Source organism: Pseudomonas sp. AC239 (assembly GCF_979258545.1).
The window spans coordinates 1,707,944-1,723,181 of record NZ_OZ409864.1 but is presented as its reverse complement, the minus strand read 5'-3'; the positions used below and the strand labels follow the sequence as shown (position 1 = coordinate 1,723,181).

10 protein-coding genes are annotated in these 15,238 nt (G+C 61.0%); 6 read left to right on the top strand and 4 right to left on the bottom strand.

Annotation, left to right across the window (positions count from 1 at the left end; genetic code table 11):
- Positions 1 to 133: 133 nt before the first annotated feature.
- Entirely contained in the window at positions 134 to 547 is a 414-nt protein-coding gene (locus tag ACZ0AZ_RS08015) for a c-type cytochrome (RefSeq protein WP_039757383.1), read from the top strand.
- 169 nt (positions 548 to 716) lie between these two features.
- On the top strand, positions 717 to 2,639 hold the full coding sequence (locus tag ACZ0AZ_RS08010) for an acetyl-CoA hydrolase/transferase C-terminal domain-containing protein (RefSeq protein ID WP_463537169.1): 1,923 nt from the start codon (positions 717 to 719) through the stop codon (positions 2,637 to 2,639).
- 121 nt (positions 2,640 to 2,760) lie between these two features.
- Here the strand turns inward: ACZ0AZ_RS08010 and ACZ0AZ_RS08005 are convergent, their stop codons facing one another.
- Positions 2,761 to 3,333 carry a xanthine phosphoribosyltransferase gene (locus ACZ0AZ_RS08005; RefSeq protein WP_016772573.1) on the bottom strand — a complete coding sequence of 191 codons (573 nt, stop codon included), beginning with the start codon at positions 3,331 to 3,333 and terminating at the stop codon, positions 2,761 to 2,763.
- A 57-nt stretch (positions 3,334 to 3,390) separates the two neighbouring features.
- Positions 3,391 to 5,400: a DNA helicase Rep gene (gene rep, locus ACZ0AZ_RS08000; protein ID WP_016772574.1), complete on the bottom strand. Its 2,010-nt coding sequence runs from the start codon at positions 5,398 to 5,400 to the stop codon at positions 3,391 to 3,393.
- Between the two features lie 271 nt (positions 5,401 to 5,671).
- On the opposite strand from rep, the gene ACZ0AZ_RS07995 reads away from it, so the two are divergent.
- Positions 5,672 to 7,342 carry a putative bifunctional diguanylate cyclase/phosphodiesterase gene (locus tag ACZ0AZ_RS07995; protein ID WP_129997930.1) on the top strand — a complete coding sequence of 557 codons (1,671 nt, stop codon included), beginning with the start codon at positions 5,672 to 5,674 and terminating at the stop codon, positions 7,340 to 7,342.
- Between the two features lie 78 nt (positions 7,343 to 7,420).
- On the opposite strand, the gene ACZ0AZ_RS07990 is transcribed toward ACZ0AZ_RS07995, so the two are convergent.
- Positions 7,421 to 8,815, bottom strand: a complete 1,395-nt coding sequence (locus ACZ0AZ_RS07990; RefSeq protein WP_463537168.1) for a NorM family multidrug efflux MATE transporter — start codon at positions 8,813 to 8,815, stop codon at positions 7,421 to 7,423.
- A gap of 159 nt (positions 8,816 to 8,974) precedes the next feature.
- On the opposite strand from ACZ0AZ_RS07990, the gene ACZ0AZ_RS07985 reads away from it, so the two are divergent.
- The 3 genes from ACZ0AZ_RS07985 to ACZ0AZ_RS07975 all read left to right on the top strand — a co-directional run bounded on the left by ACZ0AZ_RS07985 (position 8,975) and on the right by ACZ0AZ_RS07975 (position 13,468).
- Complete coding sequence (locus ACZ0AZ_RS07985) at positions 8,975 to 9,895, top strand: LysR substrate-binding domain-containing protein (protein WP_039757387.1); 921 nt, start codon at positions 8,975 to 8,977, stop codon at positions 9,893 to 9,895.
- Positions 9,896 to 10,081: 186 nt separating this feature from the next.
- Complete coding sequence (locus ACZ0AZ_RS07980; protein ID WP_463537167.1) at positions 10,082 to 12,058, top strand: methyl-accepting chemotaxis protein; 1,977 nt, start codon at positions 10,082 to 10,084, stop codon at positions 12,056 to 12,058.
- 195 nt (positions 12,059 to 12,253) lie between these two features.
- Positions 12,254 to 13,468: an aldose 1-epimerase family protein gene (locus ACZ0AZ_RS07975; protein ID WP_463537166.1), complete on the top strand. Its 1,215-nt coding sequence runs from the start codon at positions 12,254 to 12,256 to the stop codon at positions 13,466 to 13,468.
- Here ACZ0AZ_RS07975 and ACZ0AZ_RS07970 read toward each other — a convergent pair.
- The gene (locus ACZ0AZ_RS07970; protein ID WP_039757390.1) at positions 13,465 to 14,958 is read right to left on the bottom strand and encodes a YifB family Mg chelatase-like AAA ATPase; all 1,494 of its coding nucleotides are present in this window, start codon (positions 14,956 to 14,958) and stop codon (positions 13,465 to 13,467) included. The genes ACZ0AZ_RS07975 and ACZ0AZ_RS07970 overlap by 4 nt on opposite strands.
- Positions 14,959 to 15,238: the final 280 nt, after the last annotated feature.

Genomic DNA, 15,238 nt, shown 5'->3' with positions numbered 1-15,238 from the left:
GATGCGCTACAAGACCCCTCTAACCATGGGGTTGTTTCAGTACAGCGGCCTACCCGCTATACTTGCGCCCGCCTGCGAACCGTGGCCGCAGGCGTGAATAGCCACCATTGAGGGTGAACGCGTGAACCTAATTATGAAAATGCTGGCCGCACCAGCAACCGTACTGGCCCTCTGGGCTGTCAGCGCTCAAGCTGCGACAAATGACGACATCGCCAAACGCCTCGAGCCCGTCGGCCAGGTGTGTGTCCAAGGGCAGGAATGCAAGGGTATGGAAGTGGCCGCGACGGCTGGCGGCGGTGGCGGGGCGAAGGCACCTAAAGACGTGATCGCCAAGCACTGCAACGCTTGCCACGGCACGGGCCTGCTTGGCGCGCCGAAGATCGGCGACAAGGCAGCCTGGAAGGAGCGGGCCGATCATCAGGGTGGTCTGGACGGCATTCTCGCCAAGGCCATCACCGGCATCAACGCCATGCCGCCGAAAGGCACCTGCGCCGATTGCTCCGATGAAGAGCTCAAGGGCGCGATCAAAGAGATGTCCGGTCTGTAATCAGCGCCGGCTTTGAAAAAAACCGTCTTCGGACGGTTTTTTTGTGCCTGTGGTTTCTGGTTTCCGATTCATTCAAGCCCTGATCCCTCCAAACCAAATGCTGTCCTTTGCAGCAAACTCAAGGCAATCTCGGTCTACCCCTATCAACGGAACGGGCGGGAGGCTTCAGATGGTGCAGTTGTGTTCGATCGAACAGGCGGTGGACGATGTGCTGGCGCGTTTGCCGGCGCACATCCACATGGGCCTGCCGCTGGGGCTGGGCAAGCCGAATCACTTCGTCAACGCGCTGTACCGGCGGATCAAGGAGCTGCCCGAACGGCAGCTAACGATCTATACCGCGTTGTGCCTCGGTCGGCCGAATCTGGGCGATGGCTTGCAGAAGCGTTTTATCGAGCCCTTCGTCGAGCGCGTGTTTGGTGACTATCCTGAGTTCGATTTCCTCGCTGATCTGCAGCGCGACAGCCTGCCCGCCAACATCCGCATCCAACAGTTCTTCATGCAGCCGGGCAGTCTGCTCAACAGCGCGCCGGCGCAGCAGGATTACGTCAGCAGCAATTACAGCCATGCCGCCCGCGACATCAATGCAGCGGGTCTCAATCTGGTGGCGCAATTACTGGCCAGCAGCAGCGAACACCCTGATCGCTTGAGCCTGAGCTGCAACCCGGACATCACCCTCGACCTGTTGCCGATGATCGCCAAGCGCCGTGAGGCGGGGGAGACCATCGTGCTGGTCGGCCAGGTGCATACGGATCTGCCGTACATGCCCGGCGATGCGGAAGTCGACATCGACACGTTTGATCTGCTGATCGACGAGAAGGACAGCAGCACGCTGTTTTCAACGCCGAACATGCCGGTGGGGTTTCAGGATCATTTCATTGGCTTGCATGCGAGCACGCTGGTGCGCGATGGCGGCACGTTGCAGATCGGCATCGGTTCGATGGGCGATGCGTTGACCGCCGCGTTACTCGCGCGGCAGGCCGATAACGCCGGCTATCAGGCGTTGCTCGATGACATCAACCTCAGCCAATGGGCGCAATTGATCCAGCGCGAGGGTGGCACCGCGCCATTTGCCAAAGGCCTTTACGGCTGCAGCGAAATGTTCGTCAACGGCCTGCTGGTGCTAGCGGATGCCGGGATCATTCGGCGCAAGGTCTATCCGGATGTGCCGACGCAGGAGCAGGCCAACGCCGGCATACTCGACGAAGCCACGCAGCCCGACGGTATCTCGGTGCACGGCGGCTTCTTCCTTGGCCCGCGCAGTTTTTACGAACGGCTGCGCGAGTTGCCGCAAAGCAAATTGCTTGAATTCAACATGACCCGCATCAGCTATATCAACGAGCTGTACGGCCAGGAAGAGCTCAAGCGCTTGCAGCGCATCGATGCGCGCTTCATCAACACCGTGTTCACCATGACCCTGCTCGGTGCGGGTGTGGCCGATCAACTTGAAGACGGACGTGTGCTCAGCGGTGTCGGCGGCCAGTACAACTTCGTTGCCCAGGGTCACGCGCTGGAGGGCGCGAGATCGATGTTGATCCTGCGCAGCTGGCGTGAGTCGGGCGGCGAGGTCAGCTCCAACATCGTCTGGGATTACGGCCACTGCACGATTCCGCGGCATCTGCGTGACATCGTCGTTACCGAGTACGGCATTGCCGACCTGCGCGGCAAATCCGACGCAGCGGTGATCGAAGCGTTGCTCAATATCAGCGACTCCCGGTTCCAGCCGGGACTGATCGAACAGGCGCAAAAGGTTGGCAAACTGCCGAAGGACTTCCGCCTCGATCCGCGCTTCGCCGACAACACACCGCAACGTTTGCAGGCGATTGCCGCACGACATCCGAACCTGTTCCCGGAGTATCCGCTGGGTTGTGATTTCACCGCGATCGAACGGGATCTGCTGCGGGCGCTGAACTGGCTGAAGAGCAAGTTCAAGCTGACCGAGATTCTGGAATTGGGCAAGGCAGCGCTGGATGCGCCGGAGGCTTCGGCGTTCCCGGAACACCTTGAGCGGATGCAGCTGACGAACCCGGAAGGCTTGAAGGAGGACCTGTTTCTGCGCCTGCTGCTCACCGGCCTCAAAGCCACCGCGCAATAACTCCCCCCAGAACCCAATGTGGGAGCGAGCCTGCTCGCGAAAGCGGTGTGTCATTCACTCAACAGGGTGACTGAGACAATGCCTTCGCGAGCAAGCCCGCTCCCACAGGGATATTGCATGGTTACTCGATGAAGGTAACGACGCCATCCTTCAGCGATTGCACGCGAGCCAGCGATTCAACGCGGTAGCCCTGCGAGTCCAGTTCGGCGCGGCCGCCCTGGAACGACTTCTCGATGACAATGCCCAGACCGGCCACGGTGGCGCCGGCCTGTTTGATGATCGAAATCAGCGCTTGCGAGGCCTTACCGTTGGCCAGGAAGTCGTCGATGATCAGCACGCGATCGCTGCTGGTCAGGTGGCGCGGGGAAATGGCCACGGTGCTTTCGGTCTTCTTGGTGAACGAGTATACGGTCGCCGAGAGCAGGTTTTCAGTCAGGGTCAGGGACTGTTGCTTGCGGGCGAAGATCACCGGCACGCCGAGGTTCAGCCCGGTCATGATCGCCGGGGCGATGCCCGAGGCTTCGATGGTGACGATCTTGGTGATCCCCGAATCCTTGAACAGCGCGGCGAATTCGTCACCGATCAGCTTCATCAGGGCCGGGTCGATCTGGTGGTTCAGGAAAGCGTCGACTTTCAGGACTTGATCGGAAAGCACGATGCCTTCTTCGCGGATTTTTTTGTGCAGTGCTTCCACAACAGCTTCCTCTGTTGGCGCGATGGGCGCCGAAGGTAGATTAAAAAGTAGTCGATTCTAGCGCTTTAACATCGCGCGTATATCGGCCAATGCGCTATTGCCACGCACGGCTTTGACCTCAGTCGGGGTGTCGTCGTTGCCTTCCCAGGCCAGATCGTCCGGCGGCAGCTCATCCAGAAAGCGGCTCGGCGCGCAGTCGATGATTTCACCGTACTGCTTGCGCTTGGCAGCGAAGGTGAAGGCCAGGGTCTGGCGGGCGCGCGTGATGCCCACGTAGGCCAGGCGGCGTTCTTCTTCGATGGTGTCGGCTTCGATGCTGGAGCGGTGCGGGAGGATTTCCTCTTCCATGCCCATGATGAACACGTAGGGGAATTCCAGGCCCTTGGAGGCGTGCAGCGTCATCATTTGCACGCCTTCGGCGCCGTCCTCTTCTTCCTGCTGGCGCTCGAGCATGTCGCGCAGCACCAGTTTGCCGATGGCGTCCTCGACGGTCATCTCGCCGTCTTCGTCTTTCTCGAGGGTGTTTTTCAACGCCTCGATCAAGAACCAGACGTTGCCCATGCGGTAGTCGGCGGCCTTGTCGCTGGAGCTGTTGGTACGCAGCCAGTTCTCGTAGTCGATGTCCATGACCATGCTGCGCAGCGCCGAGATCGGATCTTCGCCGGCGCACTGCTCGCGGACCTTGTCCATGAAGCGCTTGAAGCGCGCCAGGCGATCAGTAAAGCGGCTGTCGAGATGTTCGCCGAGGCCAATTTCGTCGGTGGCGGCGTACATCGAGATCTTGCGCTCGGTGGCGTAGTTGCCGAGCTTTTCCAGGGTGGTCGAGCCGATCTCGCGGCGCGGCACGTTGATCACGCGCAGGAAGGCGTTGTCGTCATCCGGGTTGACGATCAGGCGGAAGTAGGCCATCAGGTCCTTCACTTCCTGGCGACCGAAGAAGCTGTTGCCGCCGCTCAGGCGATACGGCACCTGATGGTGCTGCAGCTTCAATTCGATCAGCTTGGCCTGATAGTTGCCGCGATAGAGAATCGCAAAATCGCTGTACGGACGATCGGTGCGCAAGTGCAGGCTGAGGATTTCCATGGCCACGCGCTCGGCTTCGGCATCCTCGTTGCGGCAGCGGATCACGCGGATCTCGTCGCCGTGGCCCATCTCGCTCCACAGCTGCTTTTCGAATTCGTGCGGGTTGTTCGAAATCAGCACGTTGGCGCATCGCAGGATGCGGCTGGTGGAGCGGTAGTTCTGCTCGAGCATCACCACTTTCAACGACGGATAGTCGTCCTTGAGCAGCATCAGGTTTTCCGGGCGCGCGCCACGCCAGGCGTAGATCGACTGGTCGTCGTCACCCACCACGGTGAACTGGTTGCGCTTGCCGATCAGCATCTTCACCAACAGGTACTGGCTGGCGTTGGTGTCCTGGTATTCGTCGACGAGCAGGTAGCGCACCTTGTTCTGCCACTTTTCGAGAATGTCGGCGTGTTCCTCGAAGAGCTTTACCGGCAGCAGGATCAGGTCGTCGAAGTCTACCGCGTTGAACGCCTTGAGCGTGCGCTGATAGTGGGTGTAGACGATGGCGGCAGTCTGTTCCTTGGGATTGCGCGCATTCTCCAGGGCCTGAGCGGGCAGGATCAGGTCATTTTTCCAGGCGCCGATCATGTTCTTGATTTCGTCGACGCCGTCGTCGCCTGCGTATTCCTTCTGCATGATGTCGGTCATCAGGGCTTTGACGTCGGTCTCGTCGAAGATCGAGAAACCGGGTTTGTAGCCCAGCCGCGCATGCTCCTTGCGGATAATGTTCAAGCCCAGGTTGTGGAAGGTGCAGACGGTCAGGCCGCGTCCTTCGCCGGCACGCAACAGGGTGCCGACCCGCTCTTTCATTTCGCGCGCGGCCTTGTTGGTAAAGGTCATGGCGACGATGTACTGGGCGCGGATGCCGCAGTTCTGGATCAGGTGCGCGATCTTGCGCGTGATCACGCTGGTCTTGCCGGAGCCAGCACCGGCGAGCACCAATAGAGGGCCGCCGACGTAGTTCACGGCTTCTTGCTGCCGGGGATTGAGTCGGGACATACGAAAATTCGGGAGTCGTTGACGAAATGGGCCGGCATTTTAACAGGCTCAGCGATTTCTGCTGCTCTGTCCGACTTGTGACGCAGCACGCGATTCAGATTTGCCGGTTTTGTTACTTTCACGCAGGATGCGTGGGGATTTTGCGGCTAATGTTCTCCTTCTGACGCAAAATAACGTTTTGATGCCGTTGTCATCAGACAACACATTGGTCATTGTTCAGCACAACGGCATAATGCCCCGCCTACATCATTGCAGAGTCTAGGGAGTCAGCTTGTCTACGCCTGTCGAACCCTTGCGTTTGCTGCTACTGGCCGAAGAGCCAGCGTGGACAGCGTTGTTGCGTGAGTGTCTGGCTCCGATGGGGAGCGCGGCGGTGCTGATCAGCGCGCCGAATTGGGATTCGGTCAGCCGCCTGTTCGAGGACAACCGCCACGCGGTACTGCTGACCCTGCCAGCGTTGCAACCGCCGCCCGGGCGTTGCAGCCTGCCGACCGTTCTGCTGCTGGAGCACGAACCGGCCACCGCGCCGATCGGTGTCAGCGACTGGCTGGTGTTCGACGCCCTCGATGCCGGCATGCTCCAGCGTTGCCTGCGCCATGTGCGCGAACGCGGCGTGCTGGAAAACACTTTGCAGCGCCTGGCCGAACAGGACCCGCTGACCGGCATCGCCAACCGTCAGGGCTTTCAGACCCTGCTCACCGCGCGTCTTGCCGAAGGCGACGGTCGCGGTCTCGCTCTCGGCCACCTCGATCTCGACAATTTCCGCCATGCCAACGACGCCCTTGGTCATCAGGCTGGCGATCGCTTGATCCTGCAAGTTGTTGCGCGGCTGAAAAGTCAGCTGGAGGCCGGCGATCAACTGGCGCGGCTGGGCAGTGATGAATTCGCTTTGCTGATCGACACCCGCCGCGCGCCGCAACGCGCCGAGTGGATGGCTGAACGCATCACCGAAGCCTTGGCCGAACCTTATTGGGTCGACGGCGAGAGCCTGCTGATCGGTTCCAGCCTCGGCATCGCCCATGCCCGCGCCAATGGCGGCGCCGATCCGCTGATGTGGCACGCGCACATCGCCATGCAGCAGGCCAAGAGCACACAGGGCTGCACTTTTCATATCTTCAACGAACGCATCAACCGCAACGCGCGCAGCATGGCCGACCTCGAAAGTGAACTGCGCCGGGCCTTGCGCCGCGATGAACTGGAACTGCATTACCAGCCACGCCTGAATCTTGCGGACGGCCAGATTGTCGGCCTTGAAGCGCTGGTGCGCTGGCGTCATGGCGAACGCGGTCTGTTGCCACCGAGCGAATTCGTGCCACTGGCCGAACAGAGCGGTCTGATCGTGCCGCTGGGTTACTGGGTGATCGCTCGCGCGCTGCGTGACATGCAGGCATTGCGCGAACAGGGTCTGGCGCCGCTGCACATGGCGATCAACCTGTCGTTCCGGCAGTTTCAGGACAGCCAGTTGCTGCCGACGCTCAGCCGTCTGATTGCCGAACGCGGCGTCGAGGCGCAGTGGCTCGAGTTCGAACTGACCGAAACCGCGGTGATGCGGCGCAGCGATCTGGTCAAACAGACCATGGACGCCCTCGGCCGCCTCGGCGTGCGCTTCTCGCTGGACGATTTCGGCACCGGGTTTTCGTCGTTCGTGCACCTCAACAGCCTGCCGATCACCTTGCTGAAGATCGACAAGAGTTTCGTCGGCGGCATGGAGCAGCGTGAAGAGAACCGCAAACTGGTACACGCGATGATCAACCTCGCGCACAACCTGCACCTGGAAGTGGTTGCCGAAGGGGTCGAGACGCCAGAGCAGCTGGATTTGTTGCGCGGGTTCGGTTGCGATCAGGTGCAGGGTTACCTGATCAGCCGGCCGTTGCCGTTGGAGGATCTGGTGGAATATCTGATCTTTGGAGCCAGTCAGCAGGCTTCGGTGGAAGCCATTTAAAAGATCGCAGCCTTCGGCAGCTCCTACCTTGGAATGTGTTCCCTTGTCGGAGCCGCCGAAGGCTGCGATCTTTTGATCTTAATCCGCGCCGATGGCCTCGAACCTTTCTGCAACTGGCTCGCGCCGAATCATCCGCTGCATCTTCCATTCAAACGCCAGCGTCAGGCTCACCGCCGCGCACGCCAGGCCCAACGCCAAACCCCACCAGACGCCGGTCGGTCCCCAGTTCAAGTGGAACGCCATCCACCACGCCGCTGGCGCGCCGATCAGCCAATAGCAAGCGAGTCCCACCAGAAACGTAGTCTTGGCATCCTTGAGCCCGCGAATACAACCCATGGCAATCGTCTGCGTGCCGTCGAACAGTTCGAACCACGCCGCTACGGCCAGCAGGCTCACCGCCAGACGGATCACCTCGGCAAACGCCGGATCGTTGTGGTCGAGGAACAGGCCGACCAACTGGTTCGGCCACAGCCAGAACACCAGGGCAAAGCCGAGCATCACCACGGCACCGAAAGTGATGCCGACACGCCCGGACATGCGCGCATCGACCAATTGCCCGGCGCCATAGTGTTGGCCGACGCGCATGGTGATGGCATAGGACATCCCGGCCGGGACCATGAACGCCACCGACACGATCTGCAGGGCGATTTGATGCGCGCCCATCTGCGTACTGCCCATGGTGCCCATGCACAACGCGGCAAAGGCAAACAGCCCGACTTCCACCGCATAGGTGCCGCCAATCGGCAGGCCCAGACGCCACAGTTCTTTCAGGTATTGCCGGTTCGGCCGCGACAGGCCGGCGCGCAACGGATAAGCGTCATACGCCGGATGCCGGCGGATATGCCAGGCCAGCGCCAGTGCCATGCAGTTGGCGACAATCGCCGTGACCAGACCGATGCCGGTCAGACCCAGCTGCGGCAGGCCGAACATGCCGGTGATCAGCGCGTAGTTGAGCAGGAAGTTGGCCACCGTACCGGCGAGGCTGATGACCATCACTGGCGTCGCCCGGCCAATCGCACTGGTAAAACCGCGCAGGGCCATGAAGCTCAGGTAACCGGGCAGGGCGAAGGGCAGGGCGATGAGAAATTGCCCGGCGGCGTTGACGTTGGTTTCGGTTTGGCCGAACAGCAGCAACACGGGTTTGAGGTTCCACAACAACAGCCCGGCGCCGAGGGCCATCAGCCAGGCCAGCCACAGTCCGGCCTGGGTCAGGCGCGCGGCGCCGAGGATGTCACCGGCACCCTGACGAATTGCCACCAATGTGCCGACCGCTGCAATCACGCCGATGCAGAAAATCGACACGAACGAGTAGCTCGCGGCACCGAGGCCGCCACCGGCCAGCGCTTCGGGGCTGAGGCGCGCCATCATCAGGGTGTCGGTCAGCACCATCAGCATGTGCGCCAACTGCGAAGCAATCAGCGGCCCCGCCAGCCGCAGGATGGCCCAGAGTTCGGTACGCACAGGATGCCGCATGGTCATCACCACCTGATTTCAGAGGGAACAGCAGAGCGTCGATTCTCGGCGCTTGGCAGGCGTTGCACAAAGGGATAAAAAGGATGGGTGGCATGATTAATACTCATCCTGAAACGTACCCGCCGGATTGGCTATATCCCCGCTACTGGAGCTTTGTGTATGTCCCGACGCCTTCCGCCGTTGTATGCCCTGCGCGCATTCGAAGCGGCAGCGCGACACAGCTCGTTCACGCGCGCGGCGGAAGAACTGTCGATCACTCAGAGCGCGGTCAGTCGGCACATCCGCACCCTTGAAGAACATTTCGCCTGCCGGCTGTTCCATCGCAGCGGGCGCAACCTGCAACTGACCGAGTCGGCGCGGCTGCTGTTACCCGGCATCCGCGAAGGCTTTGCCGCCCTTGAACGCGCCTGCAATACCTTGCGCGCCGAGGACGACATTCTGCGCATGAAGGCGCCTTCAACCCTGACCATGCGTTGGCTGTTGGCGCGGCTGAGTCGCTTCCGCCATTTACAGCCGGGCAATGAGGTGCAACTGACCAGTGCGTGGATGGATATCGATTCGGTGGACTTCAACAACGAACCATTCGATTGCGCGGTGTTGCTCAGTGACGGGCATTTCCCGCCGGACTGGGAAGCGAGCCTGCTGTTTCCCGAGGAACTGATTCCGGTCGGCGCGCCGAACCTGCTCAATGATCAACCTTGGGACGTGGCGCGCCTGGCGAGCGCTGAACTGCTGCACCCGACCCCGGATCGCCGCGACTGGCGCAGTTGGCTGGAGCGCATGGGGCTGTCCGATCAGGTCTCGCTCAAGGGCGGACAAGTGTTCGATACGCTGGAGCTGGGCATGATTGCGGCGGCGCGTGGTTACGGTGTCTCCATGGGCGATTTGCTGATGGTTGCCGAAGATGTCGCGCAGGGGCGCCTGAGTCTGCCGTGGCCGACCGCCGTCGCCAGTGGCCTGAATTATTACCTGGTATGGCCAAAGCCACGCCCGGGAGGTGAACGTTTGCGCCGCCTCAGCGACTTTCTGCAAGGCGAGGTCCGTGCCATGCAACTGCCGACGGTAGAGCGCTTGAGCTGAAACGTTCGAGCCGGCACAATGCCACTACTGCGCCATACCCACGCAAAGTGCTCAAGTATTCGGTTTTACCGCCGACTACGAGCATGTGGAACCGTCGTGCCGGTTCTGCGCTACCCCATTATTAGAATATTTTCCGGGCAATTACCGCGATCAAGGAGGATTCGGTGGCTCGGCCAGGAGCTGTTCATGTCTCAACCTCGTGCTCGGATCGCCTCGCAGTTGGGCCTCGCCCTTGCTGTGATACTGGCGATAGTCATCAGCGGCAGTACGGTGTTCGCCTTGCGTTCGCTGGATTCCGCCAACCTCGCCACCCGTGAAGAGCATCTGGCCAGTGAGGCCCGGCTGCTGGCCGATCAGCTGAGTACCTTCCACGGTACGCTGCGCGAAAGCACCCTGCGCTTGAGCGGTCTGTTCGAAAAGCGCTTCGGCAGTGGTTTGAGTGTGCACCCGGATCAGCCAGTGACCGTGGCCGGCGTGCAGACCCCGGGCCTGCACCTGGGCAACGAGGTGCTGAACAACAACTTCACGGAAGTTGACGAGTTCAAGCAGATGACCGCCGGTGTGGCCACGGTATTCGTGCGCAGCGGCGAAGACTTCATTCGTGTCAGCACCAACGTCAGCAAGCAGGACGGCACCCGTGCCATTGGCACCGTGCTCGATCATGCCAACCCGGCGTACGCAAAGCTGATGGCGGGGCAGAGTTATGTCGGCCGCTCGCTGCTGTTCGAGCGTTACTACATGTCGCAGTACACCCCGGTACGCGATGCAGGCGGCAAGATTATCGCGGTGTTGTACGTCGGCTTCGACTACACCGACGCGCAGAACGCGCAGTTCGCCAATCTCAAGCGCTTCCGCATCGGCCAGACCGGCTCGCTGGCGCTCCTCGACGAGCAGAACAAATGGCTGGTGCCGATTGCCGGCGTCGAAGCTCTGGACCAAGCCGTACCGACCATCAACAACCTGGTGAAAACCCCGGGCAAAGGTGAGTTCTGGAGCGACCAGGGCGAAGACTTCTATAGCATCGCCGTGCCGTTCGAAGGTGGCCCGTGGTCGGTGGTGGCGAGCATGCCGAAAGCTGAGATCCGCGCGGTGACCTGGAGCGTCGGTACGCAACTGGCGATCGGCAGCCTGCTGGCGATGTTGCTCGCGGTCGGTTCCGTGGTCTGGCTGCTGCGCAGCAAACTTGCCCCGCTGGGCGATCTGGTGCGTCAGGCCGAGGCCTTGGGCGCGGGCGATCTGAGCGTGCGTCTGAACGTATCGAGCCACGATGAAATCGGTCAGCTGTCCCGTGCGTTCAACCAGATGAGCCAGGCGCTGTCGACCATGGTCGAGCACATCCGCCGCGCTTCGGAAGAGGTCAACAGCCGTGCGCAGGCGCTGTCTGGTTTGTCCGGCGGTGCTTACGAAGGCATGGAGCAACAGTCGGGCGAAATCACCAGCATGGCCGGCGCCGTGGAAGAGTTCAGCGCGACGTCGCTGAACATTGCCGACAACATGGGTGCGACGCAGCGCCTGGCGCAGGAAAACGCTCAGCAAACGCAGATTGGCCGCAGCTCGATGGAAGAAGCATCGTCGTCGCTGGAGCAGATCGCCGGTGCGCTGAACAGCACTGCCACGGTGATCAACACCCTCGGCCAACGCTCGCAGGAAATCGGCGGCATCGTCGGCGTGATCACCTCGATCGCCGAACAAACCAACCTGCTGGCGCTCAACGCCGCGATCGAAGCCGCTCGTGCCGGTGAGCAAGGTCGCGGTTTCGCCGTGGTCGCGGACGAAGTGCGCAGCCTCGCCTCGCGTACCCGTCAGGCCACCGATGAAATCTCCAGCATGATCCACAGCATCCAGCAGGAAACCGGCAACGCGATCAGCACCATGGAGCAGGGCAACGTGCTGATGCAGGAAGGCCTGTCGCGCAACGCCAATGTCGCCTCGGCGCTGGCGCGGATCGACGAGCAGAGCCGTTCGGCAGGGCAGCAGTTTGCCGCGATCACCACTGCCACTCAGGAACAGAGCAGCACGGCGACGTTGCTGAGCAGCAACTTGCAGAGCATTGCCATGGCCAACAGCGAGCAGCGTGAGGTGGTGTCTAACCTGGCTGTCACCGCTAAAGAGCTGGAGAAGCTGGCGGCGGATCTGCGTTCCGAGGTTGACCGCTTCCGTTGATGCATTCTTGAAACAGCTATCGCGAGCAGGCTCGCTCCCACAGTAGTCGGCGTAATTCACAAATATTGTGAAGGCCAGATGTCCCTGTGGGAGCGAGCCTGCTCGCGAATGCTTTTCTCCCACCGCTTCTTTGGACTTGCTGAAACGTTTCCGCAGCGCTATAAAAATGGCACAACTCCAACAAAGGCTGCTGCCATGACCCCGCTCAAACTCCTCGTCGCCCTCGGCGCGTTCTCTGCCGCTTCCCACGCCATGGCCTGGGACTATGTCTTGCTCGATGCCAACACCCCGGCAAAGAACTGGACGATCACCAGTGAGCAACTCGGCGTAAAAACCGCCAAAGCGTTTTCCGTGACCCTGCGTACTCTGCATGGCGGTCGTCAGGAGGGCGTCAGCATTGTCGATATCGATAACGGCACGATGAAGCTGTCGGTAGTGCCGACCCGTGGCATGAACGTGTTGCAGGCTTCGGTGGGCGACGTTCGGATGGGCTGGGATTCGCCGGTCAAAGAGGTGGTCAACCCGGCGTTCATCGAACTCAACGGTCGCGGTGGCCTGGGTTGGCTGGAAGGCTTCAATGAACTGGTCACCCGTTGCGGCTACGAGTGGGTTGGCCATCCCGGCATGGACAACGGTGAACTGCTGACTCTGCATGGTCGTGCCGCCAACATACCGGCCAGCACCGTAACTCTGCACATCGACGAGAAGCCGCCCTATGCCATTACGCTGCGTGGCGAGCTGAAAGAGCAGGCATTCAAGAAAGTCGATTTCTCGGTAGCGACCGAGCTGGTCACCGAACCGGGCAGCGCAAGCTTCGCCCTCAACGACACCCTGACCAACAACGGCGACTATCCAAAGGAATATCAGGCGCTGTATCACAGCAATTTCAGCACGCCGTTTCTCGAGCAGGGCGCGAAATTCGCTGCGCCGGTGAAGCAGGTGTCGCCGTTCAACGACAAGGCCAAGGGCGATCTGCCCGACTGGCAGACCTATCGCGCGCCAACCAAGGATTACGACGAAACGGTCTATAACGTCGTGCCGTATGCCGATGCCAAAGGGCAGACGCTGACCGTGCTGCACAACAAGGCCGCCAGCCTCGGCGTGTCCGTTGGCTTCAATACTCAGCAGTTGCCAGTATTTTCGCTGTGGAAAAACACTGATACCCAAGGGCAGGGCTACGTCACCGGACTGGAGCCGGGGACAAGTTTTTCCTACAACCGTCGCTATCAGCGGCCATTGAATCTAGTGCCAACCATTGCTCCGAAGGAGCACAAACAGTTCCAGATCAACTACAGCTTGCTGGCCGACAAAGGGGCGGTGGATAAGGCTCTCAAGCGGGTGACCGAGATTCAGGCCGGGCGTGACACCGAAGTGCGCCAGGCACCGCTGGTTGATCTGACTGAGCATTAAGGTGTCGCTGGCCGGTATTGCAGTGCCTCGGCCAGATGCTCGCGGGTAATCGCATCGGCCTGTTCAAGATCCGCCAGCGTGCGCGCGACCTTGAGCAGGCGATGCGCCGAGCGCAGCGACAGGATCAATCGCTCGCAGGCCGCTTCCAGCCATTTTTCGTCGGCTGTGGATAACTTGCAATGACGCTTCAATCCCGGCAAATCCAGAAACGCATTGGCACAGCGCTGACGTTTCTGCTGGCGCTCCCGCGCTTCGGCCACAAGTGCTGCGGCGCTGGCGCTGTCCTCGCCGGGCTTGGCTGCCGGATTCAATGCGGTCGCTTCACGCGCCACAGTCAGGTGCAGATCGATCCGGTCCAGCAGCGGTCCTGACAGTTTGTTGCGATAGCGCTGGACCATGTCCGGCGTGCACGAGCATTTGCCGCTGGGCTCGCCAAGATATCCACAGGGGCACGGATTCATTGCTGCCACCAGCTGAAACCGCGCGGGGAAACGCACGCGGTCCTTGGCCCGGGCGATGACGATATGCCCGGACTCCAGTGGCTCGCGCAACACCTCGAGAACCTTGCGATCAAACTCCGGCAATTCATCAAGAAACAGCACGCCGTGATGGGCGAGGGTGATTTCACCGGGTTGCGGCTTCGAACTGCCACCGACCAATGCCGGCCCTGAAGCCGAATGGTGCGGTTGGCGGAAGGGCCGTTGCGGCCAGTGAGTCAGAGGCACCCCGCTGGCGACCGACTGAATCGCTGCCACTTCCAGCGCCTCGCATTCGGAAAGCGGTGGCAGCAACCCCGGCAAACGACTGGCCAGCAATGTCTTGCCAGTGCCCGGCGGCCCGCTGAACAACAGGTTATGCGCCCCCGCAGCGGCAATCAGCAGTGCGCGCTTGGCGGCTGTCTGACCCTGCACCTCGTTGAGGTCGGGATAGGGTTTGGCAGCGTGCATCAAACCATCGGAAACGTAAGGCTCGACCGGCGTGTGCCCATTGAAATGCGCCACCGCTTCCAGCAAATGATCGACCGCAAATACCTTGAGGCCCGAGGCCAGGCACGCCTCTTCCGCATTTGCCCGAGGCACCACCAACGCCCTCCCGGCCTTGCGCGCCGCCAATGCTGCCGGCAGCACGCCACGCACCGGCCGCACGGCACCCGACAGCGCCAACTCACCCAGACATTCCACCTCATCCAGGGTCAGGCAGGGCACCTGCACACTGGCCGACAAAATCCCCAAGGCAATCGCCAGATCGAAGCGCCCGCCATCCTTGGGCAGATCCGCCGGCGCAAGATTCAAGGTGATCCGCCGCGCCGGAAATTGCAGCCCTGAATTGATGATCGCGCTGCGCACACGATCCTTGCTCTCCTTCACCGCCGCTTCGGGCAGGCCGACCATGGTCAGCGACGGCAGACCGTTGGCCAGGTGAACTTCGACGGTAACAGCGGGGGCTTCCACGCCAATCTGGGCGCGACTGTGGACAATGGAGAGGGACATGGTCGTTCCTTGAGCTGAATCGGGGAGCCGCTTCCTGCGGGTTTTTGAAGGGTAGTAGGGCGAAGCCATTTTAGTGGGGTGAGTGGAGCGCAAAAATTTCGCAGGATGTTGCCGCAAGAAATGCCAGGAACTTGCCAGGCCATGGCAAACGGGAATAGGGGAGAGTTTGTGTAGGAGATAGCAACGGGTTCAGTAAGAACCAGCAAGCATGCGTAGTCCGTTTCTGAAAGTCCTGAAAGAACACCCAAATCGCAAGATCATCTGTTTGCGCTAATGATTT

Bases quoted from the DNA above. Each gene is read 5' to 3' on its own strand.
- ACZ0AZ_RS08015 (WP_039757383.1), top strand. From the start codon at position 134: ATGAAAATGCTGGCCGCACCAGCAACCGTACTGGCCCTCTGGGCTGTC.
- ACZ0AZ_RS08010 (WP_463537169.1), top strand. From the start codon at position 717: ATGGTGCAGTTGTGTTCGATCGAACAGGCGGTGGACGATGTGCTGGCG.
- rep (WP_016772574.1), bottom strand. From the start codon at position 5,400: ATGTCCCGACTCAATCCCCGGCAGCAAGAAGCCGTGAACTACGTCGGC.
- ACZ0AZ_RS07990 (WP_463537168.1), bottom strand. From the start codon at position 8,815: ATGCGGCATCCTGTGCGTACCGAACTCTGGGCCATCCTGCGGCTGGCG.
- ACZ0AZ_RS07985 (WP_039757387.1), top strand. From the start codon at position 8,975: ATGTCCCGACGCCTTCCGCCGTTGTATGCCCTGCGCGCATTCGAAGCG.
- ACZ0AZ_RS07980 (WP_463537167.1), top strand. From the start codon at position 10,082: ATGTCTCAACCTCGTGCTCGGATCGCCTCGCAGTTGGGCCTCGCCCTT.
- ACZ0AZ_RS07975 (WP_463537166.1), top strand. From the start codon at position 12,254: ATGACCCCGCTCAAACTCCTCGTCGCCCTCGGCGCGTTCTCTGCCGCT.
- ACZ0AZ_RS07970 (WP_039757390.1), bottom strand. From the start codon at position 14,958: ATGTCCCTCTCCATTGTCCACAGTCGCGCCCAGATTGGCGTGGAAGCC.